This is a genomic window from Pseudomonas sp. BSw22131, assembly GCF_026810445.1.
Taxonomy (GTDB): Bacteria; Pseudomonadota; Gammaproteobacteria; order Pseudomonadales; family Pseudomonadaceae; genus Aquipseudomonas; species Aquipseudomonas huanghezhanensis.
In genome coordinates this window covers 2,403,880-2,423,963 of sequence record NZ_CP113949.1, presented here as the reverse complement: position 1 = coordinate 2,423,963, position 20,084 = coordinate 2,403,880, and the positions used below count along the sequence as shown (strand labels likewise).

Genomic DNA, 20,084 nt, shown 5'->3' with positions numbered 1-20,084 from the left:
GAAGCGTTCAGCCGTCATTGCCGGACGCTGGTGATAACCCCGGGCCAGGCCCGCGCCGCCGATGTACAGCTCGCCGGGCACCCCAATCGGTTGCGGGTTGAGACGGCTGTCGAGAATGTGGATTTGAAGATTGGCAATCGGCTGACCAATCGGCACCGTGGCGCCGGGCTCGTTGCGGCAGGTCCAGTGCGTGACGTCGATGGCGGCCTCGGTCGGGCCGTACAGGTTGTACAAACCTGCGTTCGGCAAGCGCTGCAAGGTCTCGCGTTGCAAGTCGGCGGGCAACGCTTCGCCGCTGCAGATGATGCGCTTGAGCAAGTCGCAGCCCGATAGGTCTTCTTGAGCCATGAACGCGGCCAGCATCGACGGCACGAAGTGCAGCGTGGTGATGGCGTGATCGCTGATCAGTTTGCTCAACAGCAGCGGATCCCGATGATCCCCCGGCTGCGCCAGCACCAGACGCGCGCCGGCCATCAGCGGCCAGAAAAACTCCCACACCGACACGTCGAAGCTGAACGGAGTTTTCTGCAACACAGCGTCGGTTGCATCAAGCGAATACGCGTCCTGCATCCACGCCAGGCGGTTGAACAGCGCCGCGTGTGTATTACCTGCGCCTTTGGGTTTGCCGGTCGAGCCCGAGGTGTAAATCATGTACGCCAGTTGCTCGGGATGGATCTCGACGTTTGGCGCGGTTTTGGGGTGCTGGCTCAGGTCCAGCTGTTCGAGATTCAAAACCTGCACGCCTTCGACCTGTGGCAGGTTTTCCAGAGCCGCGTTGTGGGTCAGTAGCCACTTAACGCCCGCGTCTTCCAGCATGTAGCGCAGTCGGTCAGCGGGGTATTCCGGGTCCAGCGGCACGTAGGCCGCACCCGCCTTGACCACCGCATACAGCGCAACCACCATCTCCACCGAACGCAACGCAGCCACGCCGACCAGCGATTCACGGCCAACGCCCGAAGCGCGTAAGTGATGAGCCAGCTGATTGGCGCGCTGATCAAGTTCGCCGTAACTCAATACCTGGTCGCCAAAGCGCAAGGCTTGGCGCTCGGGGTGCAAAGCCGCCAGACGCTCAAACTGGCGCTGCACAATCGGCTCGTCGCTTGCCCAGTCGCGAGTCGTGTCGTTGACCAACGCCAGCTGCTGGCGGTCTTGCTGATCAAGCAATTGGAAGTCGCCGATGGCCCTTTCAGCCGCGCCCAGCAACTGTTCGAAAAGCGTCACAAAACGCTGATGCAAACGCTCCACCGTGGCGTGGTCGAACAGGTCCGAAGCGTAGGTCCACGACCCGCTGAACGCCCCATTGGCGTCTTCTTCGGTGTTGAGCATCAGGTCGAACTGGCTGCTGCCATCGTTGAGCGGCAACACCTGCGCCTGCACACCCGGCAGACCGGACAGCGGCTGATAATCGCGCTGCTGATGGTCGTACGCCACCTGGAACAACGGGTTATGGCTCAGGCTGCGCTGGGGTTGCAGCGCTTCGACCAACTGCTCGAACGGCAAATCCTGATGGGCTTGCGCGCCCAGCGTGGCGGCCTTGGCGTGGTTCAGTGCCTGGCTAAAACAGTGTTCGGCGGTCAGCTCGGCACGCAACACCTGGGTGCCGACGAAGAAGCCGATCAGGCCTTCCACTTCGAGCCGCGAACGGCCAGCAATCGGTACGCCGATGCGCAGGTCGTTCTGCCCGCTCAAGCGCTGCAACAGCACCTGATAAGCCGACAGAATCGCCATGAACGGCGTGACGCCCCGAGCCCTGGCAAACCTGCGCAGGCGCTGGCTGAAGTCGGCGTCGAAATCGAACATCACGCGCTCGCCGCGGTAACTTTGCTGCGCCGGACGTGGGCGGTCAGTCGGCAGCTCCAGCACCGGGTGCTCATCACCCAACTGATCACGCCAATACTGCAACTGCCGCGCACCCTCGCCCGCCGCCAGCCATTCACGCTGCCACACGGCAAAGTCGGCGTACTGCACCGGCAAATCGGCCAGTTGCGCATCACGTTGCTCCACTGCGGCGCTGTACAGTTCGCTGAACTCGTGCAACAGCACGCGCACCGACCAGCCGTCCGAGATCATGTGGTGCAGGCACAGCAACAGCCGCTGTTCGTTGTCGTTGATGCGCACCAGCGCCACGCGCCAGACCGGGCTGTGGGACAAGTCGAAGGGGCGCTGGACGAAGGCTTGCGCCAACTCGTCGAACGCGGCCTCGACGTTTGCGTCCTGGCTTAGCTCCAGTCGTTCGATCAGCACTTCGCTGACCGCTTCAATGCGCTGCAACGGCAACGGCGAACCCGCTGTAAAACCTGTCCGCAGCACTTCATGACGCGCCACCAGCCCGTTGAACGCCGCCTGCAACGCCGCTTCGTCCAAAGCGCCCAGCAGCCGGATGGCACCCGGCAGGTTGTAGGCGTGGCCGCCCGGTTGCAGCTGGTCGAGGAACCACAAACGTTGCTGCGAGAACGACTGCGCAGCGCTGCTGGCGTGGCGCGCCTTCAGCTCAAGTTGCGCCGTCGGCTGCACGGCCTGCCCAATCAACAGGGCGAAATCGCTCAGGCGCGGCGCCTCGAACAGCGCTCGTAACGGCACGCTCAACCCATGCTCATGACGCAGCCGAGAAATCAGTTGCATGGCCAGCAACGAATGCCCGCCCAGCTCAAAAAAGTGATCGTTGCGGCCCACGGCTTCGATGCCCAGCAACGGCTGCCACAGGCGCGCCAGTTGTTGTTCGAGCGGGGTCTGCGGCGCCTGGTAGTCGCCGGAACTGACCTGTGGATCGGGCAGCGAATTGCGGTCCAGTTTGCCGTTGGGCAACTGTGGCAGTCGCGCCATGATCACGATGTGCGCCGGCACCATGTACTCCGGCAACTGGCCTTTGAGCTGTTGCTTGAGGCTGTCCTCACTCAGATCATTGCCGCCGACATAACCCAGCAAACGCTTGCCTTGCGGGCCATCGCGCACCACCACCAAGGCTTCGCGCACGCCGTCGCAGGCTTTCAGCGCGGCTTCGATCTCCCCGGCCTCGATGCGGAAGCCTCGCAGCTTGATCTGATGATCCACGCGCCCGAGGTACTCAAGCTGGCCATTGGCGCCGAGTCGCACGCGGTCGCCGCTGCGGTACAAACGCTCGCCCGCTTTGAACGGATGCGGCACGAACTTCTCGGCGGTCGCGGCCGGACGGTCCAGATAACCCCGGGCCACGGCACCGCCCAGGTACAACTCGCCGGCGATCCCTTGGGGCAGCGGGTTCAGATCGGCGTCCATCACGTAGCCCTGACGATCCCCCACCAGATCACCAATTGGCGCATAAGCGGTGGTGAAGTCAGCGGTGGCCGCAGGCGCGAGCCACAGCGTCGGCGTGACCACGGTTTCGGTCGGACCGTAGCCGTTGATGATCACCTCGGGCTGCAAATTGCGAATCACGTCGTGCAGCATTTCGCGGCTGAAGGCTTCTCCGGCGAAGCAGTAGGTTTTGACCCCCGGCCCTTTGCCCTGAACACCCGCCCAGTCGGACAACTGACGCAGATAGCTGGGCGGAAATGAGGCCACGGTGATGCCTTCGCGAATCAGCGTGTCGTAGGTCTGTTCAACGCTCCACAATTCCTGGTCGCGCAGCACGACTCGGGCGCCGTAACACAGCGGCATCATCCAGCCTTCGTGGGCGCCGTCGAAGCTGATCGACAGGAAGTGGAATTTACGGTCTTGCGGCGTAAAGCGGTAACGTTCGCCGATGGTCTGGATGTGCATCGAGATATCGCCGTGGGCGATGGCCGCGCCTTTGGGTTTGCCAGTCGAACCGGAGGTGTAGATCAGGTACGCCAGTTGCTGCGGATGGATGACGGTGTCTGGTGCAGTGGTTGGCTGCGAAGCAACATCCAGGTGGTCCAGATTGAGCAACGCAACGTCGCCCACCGGCACCCGGTCCAGCGCCGCGTCGTGGCTGATCAGCAGTTTCACGCCACCGTCTTCGAGCATGTAACGCAGGCGCTCGGTCGGGTAATCGGGGTCCAGCGGAATGTAGGCACCGCCAGCCTTGAGCACGGCGAAGAACGCCAGCCACAGATCAATCCCGCGCTCCATGGCAATCGCCACCCGCACTTCGGTGGTCACGCCCAGACCGCGCAGGGCGTGGGCCAGTTGGTTGGCCCGTTGATCGAGCCGGGCGAACGTCAGCGATTGCTCGCCGTGGACCAGTGCAATGGCCTCGGGACGCAGGCGTGCGTGATCGGCGATCAGCTCGTGAATCGGGCGTGTGCTGTACGAGGAAAACGGCGGGTTGTTCCAGGATTCCAGCGCGTCTCGATCCAGCGCCGTGAGCATCTGCAGCTCGCCGATGCGTGCCTCGGGGAAGCGGCAAATTCCGTCCAGCAGTTGCTGGAAATGCCCGCACAGGCGTTCGATCTGCTCGGCGCTGAACACGTTGCTGTGGTAGTTGACGTGGACATGGGCCTGCACGCCCGCCACCACCGCCAGACTCAGCGGGTAGTGCGTCTTGTCGCTGAGTTCAACGGCCCCCAGCTTCACGCCACCCGCGCGTTTTTCACGCAGCACGGCGTCCACCGGGAAGTTCTCGAACACCAGCAGGCTGTCGAACAGATCACGCCCGGCTTGCCCCGCGTGACGCTGCGCCTCGAACAACGGCGTGTGTTCGTGCTCGCGCAATTCAAGATTGTGCGCCTGCAACTCATTGAGCCAGTCGCCCACCACCTGCTGCGACTCGGGCGCCTGCACCAGCGGCAAGGTGTTGATGAACAGGCCCAGCATGCGTTCGATGCCCGGCACTTGCGCCGAGCGTCCCGACACCGTTGCCCCGAATGCCACCCGACGCTGGCCGGTGTAGCGCTGCAACAGCAACACCCACACCGCCTGAATCAACGTGTTGGCGGTGACGTGCTGACGGCGTGCCGCCTGATTGAGCAGTGCGCCGTCCAGGTCCATCGACTTGACCAGCACCTGATTGGACAGCGGCGTGCCCTCGGCAGACAGCGGCGACACCAGCGCGGCGGCCATCATTGTCGGCTGATCGAAACCGGCCAGGTGCTTCTGCCAGAACGCGTCGCTCAGGCGCTGATCGCGACCTTGCAGCCAGTCCACGTAATCGCCGTAATGCCCGGCCGGCGTCGGCGCGGTGTCGGACAACGCCGCCTGAATCACCTCACCCAGTACCGCCGCACTGCTCCAGCCATCGAGCAGAATATGGTGGAAGGTCCAGACCAGTTTCCAGTCGCTGTCGCTGACGCGCACCAGCAGCACGCGCATCAAGGGCGCTTCCCGCAGGTCGAAAGGTGTCTCGCGTTCGGTGGCAAGTACCTCGGCCACAGCGCCCTGAAGGTCGGGCAGGTCTAGGTCGCGGGGCTCTAAGCCACGCAGCTCTAGCCCACGCAGATCGAGCTCGCGCACCGTCAGCACTGCATCACGGCGCACCAGTTGCACCGGTTGCTGACTGACCGGCACCCGCAGGAACGATGCGCGCAAGATCGGATGGCGCTGCACGGCAGACGCCCACGCCGCTTTGAAACGTGCGACGGGCAGGTGTTCGATGTCCATCGCCACCTGATTGATGTACAGGTCCCGCGCAGCGCCCTCGCCCTCGCCCGCGCTTTCGCCCTGGCCCAGCTCACTGTGGAACAGCAGGCCCTGCTGCATGGGCGTCAGCGGGTACAGTTGTTCGATGTGGCGCGCGGCAACGGGCAACGCGTCAAGCTGGGCCTGGTCGATGACCACGGTGGGAAAATCGGACGGTGTGACCGCCGATTGCGTGCGGCAGTGCTCGATCACCTCGTTCAGTGCCACTGCGTAGGCGTCGAGCAGTGATTGAATTGACTCGGCGGCGTGGCGTTCGCCGCTGTAGGTGCAGGTGAGGCTGAAGCAGCCGTCGCGCACCTGAGCATCCAGGGCCAGTTCGCACGCCAACGGCGCGTCGGCCCCACGCTGTGTGCCGCTGCCTTCTTCGGCCAGGGTAAACAGGCCGCTGCTTCGCTGCACACGGCCCATGTAGTTGAACAGCACGCAGCCTTCCAGCGACGGCAGGGATTCGCCACGCAGATGGCGCAGCAGCCCATATCCCAGGCCGCCGTTGGGCACATCGCGCAAGACCTCTTTGCAGTGTTTGAGCGCCAGATCAAGGCTGGCGTGGGCGTGCAGGCTGACCGGGTACAGGCTGGTGAACCAGCCCACGGTGCGGCTTGGATCGATGCCCTCAAACAACGCTTCACGGCCATGACCTTCCAGCGCAATCAACGCCTGCGCGTGACCGCTCCAGGCATGCAGCGCCCGGCTCAATGCGGTCAGCAGCAGGTCGTTGATCTTCGTGCGATAGGCCGATGGCGCTTCGCTGAGCAATGCGTGAGTGCGTTGCGCATCCAGCTGCAAGTGCGCTGTTTGCGCCACGCTTTGCTGATTGCTGCCCTGTGCATTGGCCATCGGCAACGGCGGTGCCGGTGGCAAGGCGCGCCAGTAGTCAGCCTCTTTGAGCAGCGTATCGCTGTAGGCGTGATGCACCAGCGCATCGGACCAGCGCTGAAATGAAACGCCCTTTTCGCCCAGATCGATGGTCAAGCCTGCCTGGGCCTGCACGTAGGCGCTGTTCAGGTCTTCGAGCAACAAGCGCCACGACACCCCGTCCACCACCAGGTGATGCACGACCAGCAACAGGCGCTGGCTGCCATCCGCCCGTTCATACAGCACGGCGCGCAGCAGCGGCCCGTGTTGCAGATCGAGGCTGGCCTGAGCTGAATCGCAGACCTGAGTGAGTTCGTCAGCGGCGACCGAGCGCTGCCACAGCACAGCGTCGGCGCTTTCTTCGGCGCGGTAGCGTTGGTGCCATTGACCGTCGCTGCCCTGGGTAAAGCTCATGCGTAGCGCATCGTGATGATCGAGCAACGCTTGCACTGCCTGTTGCAGCGAGGCGCTATCGAGGGTTTCGGCGCACGACAGCAGCAGCGACTGGTTCCAGTGCGCGCGGCGTCGCATCGGTTGCTCGAAAAACCATTGTTGAATCGGTGTCAGCGGCAGGTCACGGTTGGTTTCGATGCGTGCCACGGCCCGCGATTGATCGGGGTTGATGACCTCGGCAACCTGCGCCAGCTCGGCGATGGTCTGGCGTTCAAACATCTGCCGGGGGTTGAGGACAATGCCCAGCTTGCGCGCGCGGCTGATGATTTGCAGGCTGAGGATCGAGTCGCCGCCCAGCTCGAAGAAGTTGTCCTGTCGACCGACTTGCGCCACGCCCAGCAGGTCTTGCCACAGCGCGGCCAGTTGGGTTTCAACGCCAGCATGCGGTGCTTCGAAAGCACGTTGTGCGAGTTGCGGTTCGGGCAATGCCTTGCGATCCAGTTTGCCGTTGGCGCTCAGGGGGAAGCGTTCCAGCGTGACCAGATGCGCCGGGACCATGTAGTCCGGCAGACGCTGTTTCAGTTGATTACGCAGTTGCTCGTCGTCGACCGCGTCGGCAACCAGATAGCCCACCAGTTGCATGCCGGTCGCCAGTTGCCGCGCCACCACCACCGCTTCGCTTATCCCAGGATGATCCAGCAGCGCTGACTCAATCTCACCGATCTCGATGCGCAGGCCGCGCAGTTTGATCTGATGATCGAGACGGCCCAGATATTCCACCGCACCGTCCTGACGCCAGCGCGCCAGATCACCTGTCCTGTAGAGCCGCTCGCCGTTGCCAAACGGGCTGGCGACGAAGCGTTCAGCGGTTAGCGCCGGACGCTGGTGATAACCCCGGGCCAGGCCCGCGCCGCCGATGTACAGCTCGCCGGGCACGCCAATCGGTTGCGGGTTGAGACGGCTGTCGAGGATGTGGATTTGAAGATTGGCAATCGGTTGACCAATCGGCACCGTGGCGCCGGGCTCGTTGCGGCAGGTCCAGTGCGTGACGTCGATGGCGGCCTCGGTCGGGCCGTACAGGTTGTACAAACCTGCGTTCGGCAAGCGCTGCAAGGTCTCGCGTTGCAAGTCGGCGGGCAACGCTTCGCCGCTGCAGATGATGCGCTTGAGCAAGTCGCAGCCCGATAGGTCTTCTTGAGCCATGAACGCGGCCAGCATCGACGGCACGAAGTGCAGCGTGGTGATGGCGTGATCGCTGATCAGTTTGCTCAACAGCAGCGGATCCCGATGATCCCCCGGCTGCGCCAGCACCAGACGCGCGCCGGTCATCAGCGGCCAGAAAAACTCCCACACCGACACGTCGAAGCTGAACGGAGTTTTCTGCAACACAGCGTCGGTTGTGTCCAGCGAGTACGCGTCCTGCATCCACGCCAGCCGGTTGAACAGCGCCGCGTGTGTATTACCTGCGCCTTTGGGTTTGCCGGTCGAGCCCGAGGTGTAAATCATGTACGCCAGTTGCTCGGGATGGATCTCGACGTTTGGCGCGGATTTGGGGTGCTGGCTCAGGTCCAGCTGTTCGAGATTCAAAACCTGCACGCCTTCAACCTGCGGCAGGTTTTCCAGAGCCGCGTTGTGGGTCAGCAGCCACTTAACACCCGCGTCTTCGAGCATGTAGCGCAGTCGGTCAGCGGGGTATTCCGGGTCCAGCGGCACGTAGGCGGCGCCTGCTTTCAGCACCGCATACAGCGCAACCACCATCTCCACCGAACGCAGCGCCGCCACGCCGACCAGCGATTCACGGCCAACACCCAAAGCGCGCAAGTGATGAGCCAACTGGTTGGCGCGCTGATCAAGTTCGCCATAATTCAACACCTGGTCGCCAAAGCGCAAGGCTTCGCGCTCGGGGTGCAACGCTGCCAGGCGCTCGAATTGACGCTGAACAATCGGCTCGTCGCTCGCCCAGTCGCGAGTCGTGTCGTTGACCAACGCCAGCTGCTGGCGGTCTTGCTGGTCGAGCAATTGGAAGTCGCCAATGGCCGCGTCAGGCTGCTCCAGCAACTGCTCGAACAGGCCGAGGAAACGCTGGTGCAGGCGCTCGATGCTGCGGTCATCGAACAGGTCGGTGGCGTAATTCCAGTTGCCCGCCAGCTCGCCCGCAGCGTTTTCCCAAGTGTGCAGCGCCAGGTCGAATTGCGCGCTGCCGCTGTCCAGCGGCATCAGCCTGGCATCCAGCCCCGGCATCCGTTGCAGGGCTTCGTCCTGGCGCTGCTGATGGTTGTAGAGCACCTGAAACAGCGGGTTGTGGCTGAGGCTGCGTTCCGGCGCCAGCACCTCGACCAATTGCTCGAACGGCAGGTCTTGGTTGGCCTGCGCGCCTTGGGAGGCCAGACGCACCTGCTCGATCAGTTGCGTGAAGGTCGATGCGGCAGACACCTCGCCGCGCAAAATCTGCGTGTTGACGAAGAACCCGATCAGCCCCTCGGTTTCCGCCCTTCCGCGGCCGGCAATCGGTACGCCGATGCGCAGGTCGTTCTGCCCGCTCAGGCGTTGCAACAACACTTGGTACGCCGCAAGCAGAACGGTGAACAGCGTCACCCCGCGTTGCCGCGCCAGCGCTTTCATCCTTGCGGTCAGCGGCTCGGCAAGGGTGAAGCTGAGCCGCGCACCGCGATAACTCTGGCGCGCTGGCCGTGGGCGGTCCGTCGGCAGCTCCAGAACGGGCGGCTCGTCCCCCAGTTGTTGGGTCCAGTACGCCAGTTGACGGTCGGTTTCGCCCGCGTCCAGGCATGCTCGCTGCCATAGGGCAACGTCTGCGTAGCTGACCGGCAACGGCGCCAGGTCGATGTCTTCGCCCTGCAAACCCGCGCGATACGCCTGAACAAAATCCAGCAACAGCACTTGAATCGACCAGCCGTCCGCGATGATGTGATGCAGACACACCAGCAGCGCGTGTTGCGCCACGCCGTGGTCGTCGGCCGGCAACTGCACCAGCGCCACGCGACACAAAGGGCCTTGGGCAAGATCGAACGGGCGGCGGGCGAAATCAACGGACAAGGCCTGAAGCGCACCTTCATCCTCGGCGTTGAGTCGCTCGATCAACACCGGCACCGGCGCCACAATCACCTGCTCGGGGGTACCGTCTTCGGTCGTGGCAAACACCGTGCGCAGGCTGGCATGGCGCACCGACAGACAGTCGAACGCGGCCTGCACCGCGTCAACGTTAAGCTCACCGCTCAGGCGCAGCGCGCCCGGCAAATGGTAGGTGCTGTTGCCCGGCTCCAGTTGCTCCAGAAACCACAGGCGTTGTTGCGAAAACGACGCCGGACTGCGATCACCCGCCACACCGGTCGGGATCGGCAACGTCGATGCGTCCAGACCCTGCTCGCGCAGCCTGGCGAGGAACAACCGTCGCTGCGCGCTGCCGAGACTGAGAAAACGTGTGGCCAACGCCAGCAGCTTGTGGTGTGGAGACTGTTGCGAAGTCACGCTCGGTTGCGACATCAGTTGCTTTCCTCCAGCTCATTCATTAACTCGTCCAGGGCATCGAGCCGGTCGAGGGTCAGGGCCTGGCCCTGCAAGGTATTGATCAGCGCCGATTGCGTAGCAATCGTGGTGGCCTCGAAGGCCTGCGCCAGGGGAATGCTCACGCCAAGCCGCTCGCGGATGCGTGATAGCAAACGCGTCGCCAGCAAGGAGTGACCGCCCAGTTCAAAGAAGTTGTCGTGACGGCCCACGCGCTCGACTTTCAGCAGGGCTTGCCAGAGTTCGGCCAGCACCTGCTCGCGCTCATCGCACGGCGCTTGATAGTCGCGCTGCTGCCAGCCCGGCACCGGCAAGGCCTTGCGGTCCAGCTTGCCGTTGGCGTTGCGCGGCAACTGCTCCAGCAGCATCACGTGGGCCGGGACCATGTAGGCCGGCAGGTGTTGCCCGAGCGCTGTTTTGAGGGCGTCGGAGTCCAGCGGGGTCAAGCTGTCAGCAACCACATACGCCACCAGTTGCGGGCCATGCGGCGTCGGCTGCGCGCTGACCACCGCATCGCGCACTGAGGCCTGCGCCAGCAACACGCTTTCGATTTCGCCCAGCTCGATGCGCTGGCCGCGAATCTTCACCTGGAAGTCAGCACGGCCGACGTACTCCAGCTCACCGTCGGCGTTCCAGCGCGCCAGATCGCCGCTGCGGTAAAGCCGTGCGCCGACATCGCCAAAGGGGTCCGGCAAGAAGCGTTCAGCGGTCAAACCGGCTCGTCCGGCGTAGCCGCGGCCCACACCCACGCCGCCGATGTACAGCTCGCCCACCACGCCGTGTGCCGCCAGCGCCAGGCTGGAATCGAGCACGTACAGACGGTTGTTGTCGGTCGGGCGACCAATCGGCAGTGACGCTTTGGTCGCGGGTGCGCCGGTCAGGGTGTGCAGCGCGACGTCATCGGCGCACTCGGCCGGGCCGTAGGCATTGACCAGCGGCACGTTGGGGTAGCGGGCAAACCAGCGTGTTGCCAGATCGACCGTCAGCGCCTCACCGGTCGGCAACAGCCAGCGCAAACCGCTGAGGTTGTGCCGTGCGACCGCCAGCATGCCGTCGATCACCGCGGGCACGCATTCGAGCACGCTGACCTGATTAGCCACGACTTCTTCGAGCAATCGCTGGGGATCGTGCACCACGCTGTCCGGCAGGATTTCAACACGCCCGCCAAACAGCGGCGCCGTGAGGAATTGCCACACCGAAATATCAAACCCGGTGGCGGCGGTCTGGGCGATCACATCGCCCTCGCCCAGCCGCAGGTAAGGCAGCTTGGACATCTGGTTGTTGAGCATGCCGCGCTGGTTGACCATCACCCCTTTTGGCTCGCCGGTGGAGCCTGAGGTGTAGATCACGTACGCCAGTTGCTCGGCGCTCGCATAGCGGCCGGGATTGTGGTCGCTGCCCTGTGCGAGCAGGTCCTCAAGAATGAGCAGCCGGGGCGCGACATCCGCCTCGACCAGAATCGCCTGCACCTGGGCCAGACAATCGCGCGGCGTCAGCAACACCGGCGCCGCGCTGCTGCCGAGCATGCGCGCACTGCGGCCGGCCGGGTGACGATCATCCAGCGCCAGGTACGCCGCGCCGGCCTTGAAGGCGCCGATCATCATGCTCAGCAACGGCAGGCCTCGCGGGGCATACAGCGCCACCACGTCATCGCCCTGCACACCCGCCGCGATCAAGCCGTGGCCGATGCAGTTGGCGTCACGATTGAGTTCGCCATACGTCAGGCTCTGGCCCTGACAGCGCGCCACTTCCAGCAATGGATGCGCCTGCACCCGAGCCTCGAAACGCTCCAGATAACTGATGCCGAACCAGTGCGGCTGCGCGTCGCCCTGCCCGAGCAGCTGCAAACCGTCACACTCATCGCCGGTCAGCAGTTGCAGGTCGGCAAGCGGTTGCTCGGGGTTGTCGATCAGTTGCACCAGCACGCGGCGGAACTGCGTGACCAGACTGTGCATGTCCGCGTGGGTGAAATGCCGGGTGTCGTAGGTCAACTGCAATTGCAACGATGGCCCCGGCAGCAACACCACGGTCAGCGGGTAGTTGGTGTGGGTGCGGTTGGCCAGCGGCGTGATCCGGTAATCGCTCACGGCCTGCTGCACGTCAGCGCCCAACGGTACGTTTTCAAACACGAACAGGCTGTCGAACAGCGGTTGACCCCGTGGCGTGTCGGCCAGCAGTTGAATGTCGGCCAGTGACAGGTGTTCGTGCTGACGCATGTCAGCGTTCTGTGCTTGCAGGGCGTTCAGCAAGTCCAGCGCAGGCGCCCCGGCGGCCGGCTTTTTGAGGCGCAACGGCAAGGTGTTGATGAACAGCCCCAGCGCGCCTTCGATGCCTTCCAGCTCGGTAGGACGCCCAGCCACCGTGACGCCGAACAGCACGTCGTCACGGTCGGCATGACGCATCAGCAGTAAGGCCCAGGCGGCCTGCACAAACGTGTTGGTCGTCAGCCGGTGCTGCCGCGCGGTGTCGGCCAGCCGTGCAGTGTGAGCGTCGCCCAGCGCCAGCGTGACGTCGAGCATCTGCGGCTCGCCCTGCGGGCTGTGGCGATACGGCAACGGCGTGACGTCGGTAAAGCTGGCCAGCGCGTTGCGCCAATAGTCGCGACTCACCGCTTCGTCCTGTTCGGCCAGCCATCCGATGAAGTCCCGGTAAGGCCGCGCAGGTGGCAGGCTCAGGCTGCGACCTCCAAGGAAGGCGCGGTAATGACCGAAAAACTCGGTCAGCATCAGCCCACGGCACCAGGCGTCGATCAACGCATGGTGGTGGCTCTGGACGATGCGGAAATCCGCGTCGCCAAACTTCACCAGGCGCAGCCGCAACAGCGGCGCCCGAGCGAAATCGAAACCTTGCTCACGCTCGGCGCTGAGCAGCGTGTCCAGTTCGGCCTCGCCAGCGGCGCGGGACAAATGGCTGAGGTCGATCAGTTGCGCCACCGACGGCACGCGGCGCATTACGATCTGGCGCTGCACGCCGCTTTCCAGTCCATGGAAGGCCGTGCGCAGGGCCGGGTGGCGCTGCACCACCTGCTGCCAGGCGAACTTGAAGCCCTCGAAATCGACCTCGCTGGCCACCGCGTACTGGTCCTGCATGAGGTAGATGCCATTGCCGCGCTCCAGCAGGCTGTGCAGCAAAATGCCTTGCTGCATGGGCGCCAGCGGCAGGATGTCCTCGATCTCCCGCGCAGGGACCGGCAAGTCGTCCAGTTGAGCCTGCGTCAGCCCGGCCAGCGGGAAATCCGACGGCGTGATGCCAGCATGCTGCTCCTGGGCGCAGTGTTCGATCAGCGCGCACAAGCTCTCGCGATACAGGGCCACCAGCCGCTCAATGCTGTTGCGGTCGAAACGCCGGGAGCTGAACGTCCACTCCAGGCTCAACTGCCCGCCGCGTACCCGACCGTCGATGGCCAGGGCATTGGCCAGCGGCCCTTGCGGATCGCGCAGGGCCGTCGGGGTCTCGCCAGACAAGGCAAACAACGCGCCCTTGGCATCATCAAACCGCCCGAGGTAGTTAAAGGTGATGCCCTGCCCCACCAGTTCCGGCAAATCTGCGCCGGCCAGATACTTGAGCACGCCGTACCCCAGGCCTTTCCCCGGCACGGCACGCACGGCTTCCTTGACTGTCTTGAGAGTCGAGACCAGCCCTTCGCCCGCATCCAGCGCCAACGGGTAAAGGCTGGTGAACCAACCGACGCTGCGGCTCAGGTCCAGCACGTCGCTGCCTTGCTCGACGGTGTGCTCGCGCCCATGCCCTTCAAGGCTGATGACATGACGACGGCGCCCGGTCCATTGCGCCAGCGATTGCGCGAGCGCTGCCAGCAACAGGTCATCGATGCGGGTGCGATACGCCGCTGGCGCCTCCACCAGCAATTGCCGGGTGATGCCAGCGTCGAACACCAGGCTGACCTGTTCGGCGTCGCCGACCCGGCTTTCAATTGTGCGGTCGCCTGGCAAGCAAGCGTCGACCGCAGTCAGCGCTTGCCAATGCGGCAACTGCGCCTGCAGTTGCGGGCTGCTCGCCACGCCCTGCAAGGCCTCGGACCACGCCTGGAAGCTCGCGGTTTTGTCGGCCAGCGTCAGCGGTTGGCCGGCGGCAAGCTGGCTGTAAATGTGTTGCAGGTCTTCGAGCAGGATGCGCCACGACACGCCGTCCACGGCAAGGTGATGAATCGCCAGCAGCATGCGCCCTTCGCCAGACGGCAAACGCCCATGGACCACGCGCAGCAAAGGGCCGTGTTCGATATTGAGGCTGCGCTGGGCGTCTTCGCACAGCCGCTGCATGTCTTCTGCACGAGCGATTTCGCAATTCCACATCACACGCTCGGCGCTCTCGTTCTCGCGATAACGCTGCTGCCACTGGCCGTCTTGCGCCTGGTGGAAACTCAACCGCAGGCTGTCGTGCTGGGTCAGCAACACGTCGAAGGCCCGTTGCAGCAGCGCGTTGTCGAGGGCCTGCGGCAACTCAAGCAGCAGCGACTGGTTCCAGTGGCTACGCTGCGCCACGGGCTGGGCGAAGAAGCGCGCCTGAATCGGTGTCAGGGCAAAGTCCTGGGTGGCCAGCGGCACTGGCGCACTGACTGCTGCCGGTTTGGCTTCGGCCAGTACCGCCACTTGCGCGAGTTCAGCGATGGTCTGCTTTTCGAACAGTTGCTTGGGCGTCAGGCGAATGCCCTGACGGCGGGCGCGGGCGATGATTTGCAGGCTCAGGATCGAGTCGCCGCCCAGGGTGAAGAAGTTGTCGTGGCGGCCCACCGACTCGATGTTCAGGGCCGTTGCCCAGAGCGCCGCCAGTGACGCCTCGACACCTTCATGGGGGGCTTCGAAGGTCTGCGTGGTCAGTTGCGGCGCAGGTAATGCAGCGTGGTCGAGCTTGCCGTTGGCCGTCAGCGGGAAGGCATCCAGCACAACGATGTGCGCGGGCACCATGTAATCCGGCAGGCAAGCGGCCAACGCCGTGCGCAGGGATTCGTCGGTCAGCGTCAGCCCTTTGCCTTGCAGCGCGTAGGCAATGAGTTGCCCGCGGTCATCGACCCGCACGTACGCATCGCGCACGCCGTCGAGCTGGCGCAGGCGTTGGGCGATTTCACCCAGGGCCACGCGATAGCCGCGAATCTTGACCTGATCGTCGGCGCGGCCGAGAAACTGGATCTGCCCGTTTGCCAAAAGCTGCGCATGGTCGCCAGTGCGGTACAGGCGTTGTCCCGGATGGCGCAGATCAGGCAGAAATACCGCTGCCGTCATGCCCGGCCGGTCGTGATAACCCCGAGCCAGGCCCGGCCCGCCGATATACAGCTCGCCGATGTCGCCCTGCACCACTGGCTCCAGGCGTTCATTGAGAATCAGCGCAGCGGCGTTCGGCAACGGCTGGCCCACGGGCACGCTGTCACCTTGGGGCGTGAGCCCGCTCAATTCGTGGATCAGCACGCCAACGGTGGTTTCGGTCGGGCCGTAGTGGTTGATCATCCGGCAGCCGGGCTTGAGACGATTGACCTGCGCCACCAGTTCCCACGGCAGGGCATCGCCGCCCAGAATCAGCGCCTGCTCTGGCAAGACATCCGCCGCAGCCGCGGCTTGCAGCAGACCGCTCAAATGCGTCGGCACGATTTTCAGCACAGCGACGCGGTGCTCGGCCATATACGCAGCGAAACGGTCGGCGTCCGTGGCGCGTTCAGCCGCGATCACGTGTAACGCACGGCCGGAGCACAAGGCGCCGAACAACACGGTGTGGCCCAGATCGGCACCGACCGTGGAGACCATCGCCATGCTCGCGCCGGGCGCCAGATCAAGCCGGTGCAGCAAACCCTGCACATAGTCCGCCAGCGCGCCGTGACTGATCACCACCCCCTTGGGCGTGCCGCTGGTGCCGGAGGTGTAGATCAGGTACGCCGCCTGCTGCGGATGCACCCGCACATCGAGCGGTGTGGCCGGCTGTGAGTGCCAGGCTGCATCGGCATCCATGGCGATTCGTTCACCGGCAAATTCGGCAGGCGCCGCAGCGTCGCTGATCAACCAGCGTGCGCCGCTGTCCGCCAGGACAAAACCCTGACGCTCGGCGGGCCATTTAGGGTCCAGCGGCACATACGCTGCGCCGCTTTTAAGGACGGCCAGCAGCGCGACGACGAACTCGACGGAGCGCTCCAGCGCAACGCCGACGCGGCTCTCGACGCCCACACCGGCCTGCTTGAGATGCTGCGCCAGGCGCCTGGCCTGGGCGTCGAACCAGGCAAAATCACGGCGCTCGGTTTCGTGCTGCACCGCGAGATCACCGGGCGCTGCGACGACGCGTTGATCCCACAGCGCGAGCACGTCGCTACCCGCAAAATCAGCCGATTCAGCCTGCACCACCGACGTCGCCGCAGACAGTTGCACCTCGGCCAGCAAGGTCGTCGGTTGCGCAGTGACCTGCGCGCAAATGCGCAGCAGGTCGGCCGCCATGCCGGCGATCCGTGGCTCATCGAACAGGTCGCACGCGTAGGTAAAGACCGCCTGTATGCCCTCGGGCGTGTCGGTGATGTCCAGGCCCAGATCGAAGTGCGCCGAGTAGTCATCCAGCTGGCTGACGTCCAGCGTCACATCCCCCAGCTCCAGCCCTTGAGGCAACACGAACTGCTGGGTGAATTTGACCTGGCACAGCGGGTTGTGGCTGAGGTCGCGGGTAACGCCCAGTGCTTCCACCAATTGCTCGAACGGCAGATCCTGATGGCTCTGCGCACCGAGTGCGTTGTGCCTCACCGCCTGTAACAGCGAGACGAACGACTGTTGCGGCGAGACGTCAGTGCGCAGCACCAGCGTGTTGACGAACAGCCCGATCAGGCCTTCTGCCTCGGTGCAGGTACGCCCCGCCACCGGCACGCCGACGCGCATATCCGTCTGGCTGCTGTAGCGCTGAAGCAGGGTTTTGTAGGCCGCGAGCATGACCATGAACAACGTTGCGCCATGGGCGGTCGCCAGGCTACGCAGTTGCTGGCTGAGCGCGGTGTCGAACGCAAGCGCATAACGCGCACCCCGGTGGCTTTGCTGCGCCGGGCGCGGACGATCGCCGGGCAACGTGAGCACGGGCTGCGTGTCGCCCAGGCGTTCACGCCAGTAGTTGAGTTGACGCTCGCCTTCCCCACTGGCCAGCCGTGCGCGTTGCCAGGCCGAGAAGTCAGCGTACTGCACCGGCAACGGCGCCAGGTCCGGCACGCGATGCTGCGCGTGGGCGGTGTACAGCGCGGTCAGGTCTTTGAGCAACACCTGCACCGACCAGCCATCGGCAATGATGTGATGCAGCACCAACACCAGTTGCTGACGGTCCGGCGCCAGGCGCACGTTCAGCACACGCCACAATGGCCCGGTCTGCAAGTCCATCGGTTGCTCGACCGCCGCTTTCGCCAACGCGTCCAGGGCTTCAAGCGGTTGTGCATTCAGGCTGAGGTCATGGCGCTCAATGTTGACGGCACGCGCCGGGTGCACGCATTGCACCAGCGCCTCGTCGGCACCCACGGCAAAGGTGGTGCGCAGGCTTTCGTGGCGCGCGGCGAGGTCATCGAAACTGCGCTGCAACGCGGCATCGTCCACGGTGCCAGTGAGGGTGAGTTGCCCGCATAAATGGTAGGCGCTGCTGTCAGGTTCCAGCTGCGCCAGAAACCACAGGCGTTGCTGAGCGAACGATTGCATCAGCGGCGCATCTCGATTGACCCGCAGCACCGGCTGAACAGCCATTTCACCAGGGGATTGCCCGGCGACAAGGGCGCTGAAATCCCCCAGTAACGGCTGCTCGAACAGGTGCGCCGGTTGCAGGTTCAGGCCCAACGCGGCATTGAGCCGGGACAGCACTTGCACGGCGCCGACTGAATCACCGCCACGGGCGAAAAAGTGGTCGTGGGCGGCCAGATCGCTCGCGCCCAGCACCTCTTGCCAGGCCGCAACCACCTCTGCCCGCAACGGTGTGGTCGTTGCGGGCTGCGATCCGGTGTGGGCGGCGGTGTGAGCGGCATCGAGCAAACGCCCGTTCTGCCAGACGGCGAAACTGTCGAGGGTGCCGTTTTGCCAACCCGACCGACAGGCCGAGCGCTGCAGTTTGCCGCTGGTGGTGCGCGGCAAGGCGCCGGGCTCCAGCAGGACGATGAGCCTGGGGGCGACCATGAACACGTCGGAAACCGCGTCACGCACGGCGTCGCAGATCATCTGCGGCTTCATCAGGCGGCGCACGTTGCGGCTGATTTCCAGCGCCAGGCCGATGCCTTCGCTGCCGTCGGCATCGTTCATTGCAAACGCCGCGATACGCCCACGGCGCAGCAGTTCGACGCGTTTCTCCAGCGACTCTTCAATGTCCTGCGGGTATAGGTTCTGGCCGTTGAGGATGATCAAGTCCTTCACGCGGCCGGTGATGAAGAGTTCGCCGTCGCGCTCAATCCCCAAATCACCGCTGCGCAACCAGCGTTGGCCATCGCGCTCGACGAACGTCTGCGCCGTGGCTTCGGCATTCTGCCAATAGCCTTGGGCGACGCTGGGGCCGGCGATCCAGATTTCCCCCACCTGCCCCGGCGCCAGCGGCTGCAAGGTCGCAGGGTCGACGATTCTCAGGGCGTGATCGGGGCGGCACCAGCCACAGCCCGGCAACCGGCTGCCGTTTGCCTGGCTGACCAGATTGGCCACGTCGGCGTCGCCCGCTGCCAGTTGGTTGGCGTCGAAGCGGTGGATTCCGAAAGGCTTTTGCCGGTCGGCAGCGCTGACATACAGCGTTGCCTCGGCCAGTCCGTAGCTGGGGGTCAGCGCGCGCTGCTTGAAGCCTGCGGCGCCGAAGCGCTCACAAAACGCGTCCAGGGTGTCCAGCCGGATCGGCTCGGACCCGGAAAACGCCAGGCTCCAGGTGTCGAGCTTGAGGCTGCCCAGTGCGTTGGGCTTGATGCGCTCAACGCACAGACGATAGGCAAAGTCAGGCCCGCCGGAGAACGTGCCGCCGTATTCAGTGATCGCCTCCAGCCAGCGCGCCGGGCGCCCCAGAAAGTAGTTGGGCGACATCAGCGTCAGCGTGCCGCCGTAATACAACGGCAACAGCAGGCCGCACATCAGGCCCATGTCGTGGTAAAGCGGCAGCCAACTGACCCAGCTCTCCGAAGGCGCGTCAGTGATGAAGTGCCGGGCCATGGCCACTTCATTGGCCATGAGGTTGTCGTGGGAGACCATCACGCCTTTGGGTGCGCTGGTGGAGCCAGAGGTGTACTGCAAAAAGGCGACCGATGAAGTGTCGATGATCGACGGCTGGCAGGACGTCAGCCAGCCGTTGTGAATGTCTTCGATGGCGATTAATTGCCCGCCTGCCGGCATGAACGGCCGCAGCTGTTGCTGGTATTTGTCGAGGTCTTCACGACGCCCGAGCACCACACGCGGCGTGGCATCACGCAGGATGCCAGTGAGTCGGTCCAGGTGGGTCTGGCGGTTGTATTCGGGGGCGAACGCCGGAACCGCGATGACATTGGCATACAGGCAACCCAGGAAAGCGGCTGCGTAGTCGGCGCCGGTCGGCAGGATCAGCACGCAACGCTCGCCGCGGCATTCACCCGGGCCAGCGCCCAGGTGATGTTGCAGAAAACCGGCCACCGAACGCGCCTGTTGATCCAGCGCGGCGTAGGTGGTCAGCAGCGGGGCCTGGTCTTCGGAAATGATGTGTCGAAGGGCAATCCGGTCCGGCTGGCGCTGCGCATAAAAGCCCACCAGTTCGGGAAAATGCGCGGCCTGATCTCGTATGGATTTCAT

At 64.4% G+C, this 20,084-nt stretch carries 2 protein-coding genes (1 of these 2 running past the window's edge); both read right to left on the bottom strand.

Translation table 11 applies throughout. From position 1 onward, the window contains the following. Window positions 1-10,326, bottom strand: the 5' portion of a protein-coding gene (locus OYW20_RS10835; protein ID WP_268800676.1) for a non-ribosomal peptide synthase/polyketide synthase. It extends 5,955 nt beyond the left edge of the window; 10,326 of the gene's 16,281 nt are visible here — the first part of the coding sequence; it begins with the start codon at window positions 10,324-10,326; its stop codon lies beyond the left edge, outside the window. Continuing rightward, the gene (locus tag OYW20_RS10830) at window positions 10,326-20,084 is read right to left on the bottom strand and encodes a non-ribosomal peptide synthetase (protein WP_268800675.1); all 9,759 of its coding nucleotides are present in this window, start codon (window positions 20,082-20,084) and stop codon (window positions 10,326-10,328) included. Before OYW20_RS10830 ends, OYW20_RS10835 begins: the two co-directional genes overlap by 1 nt.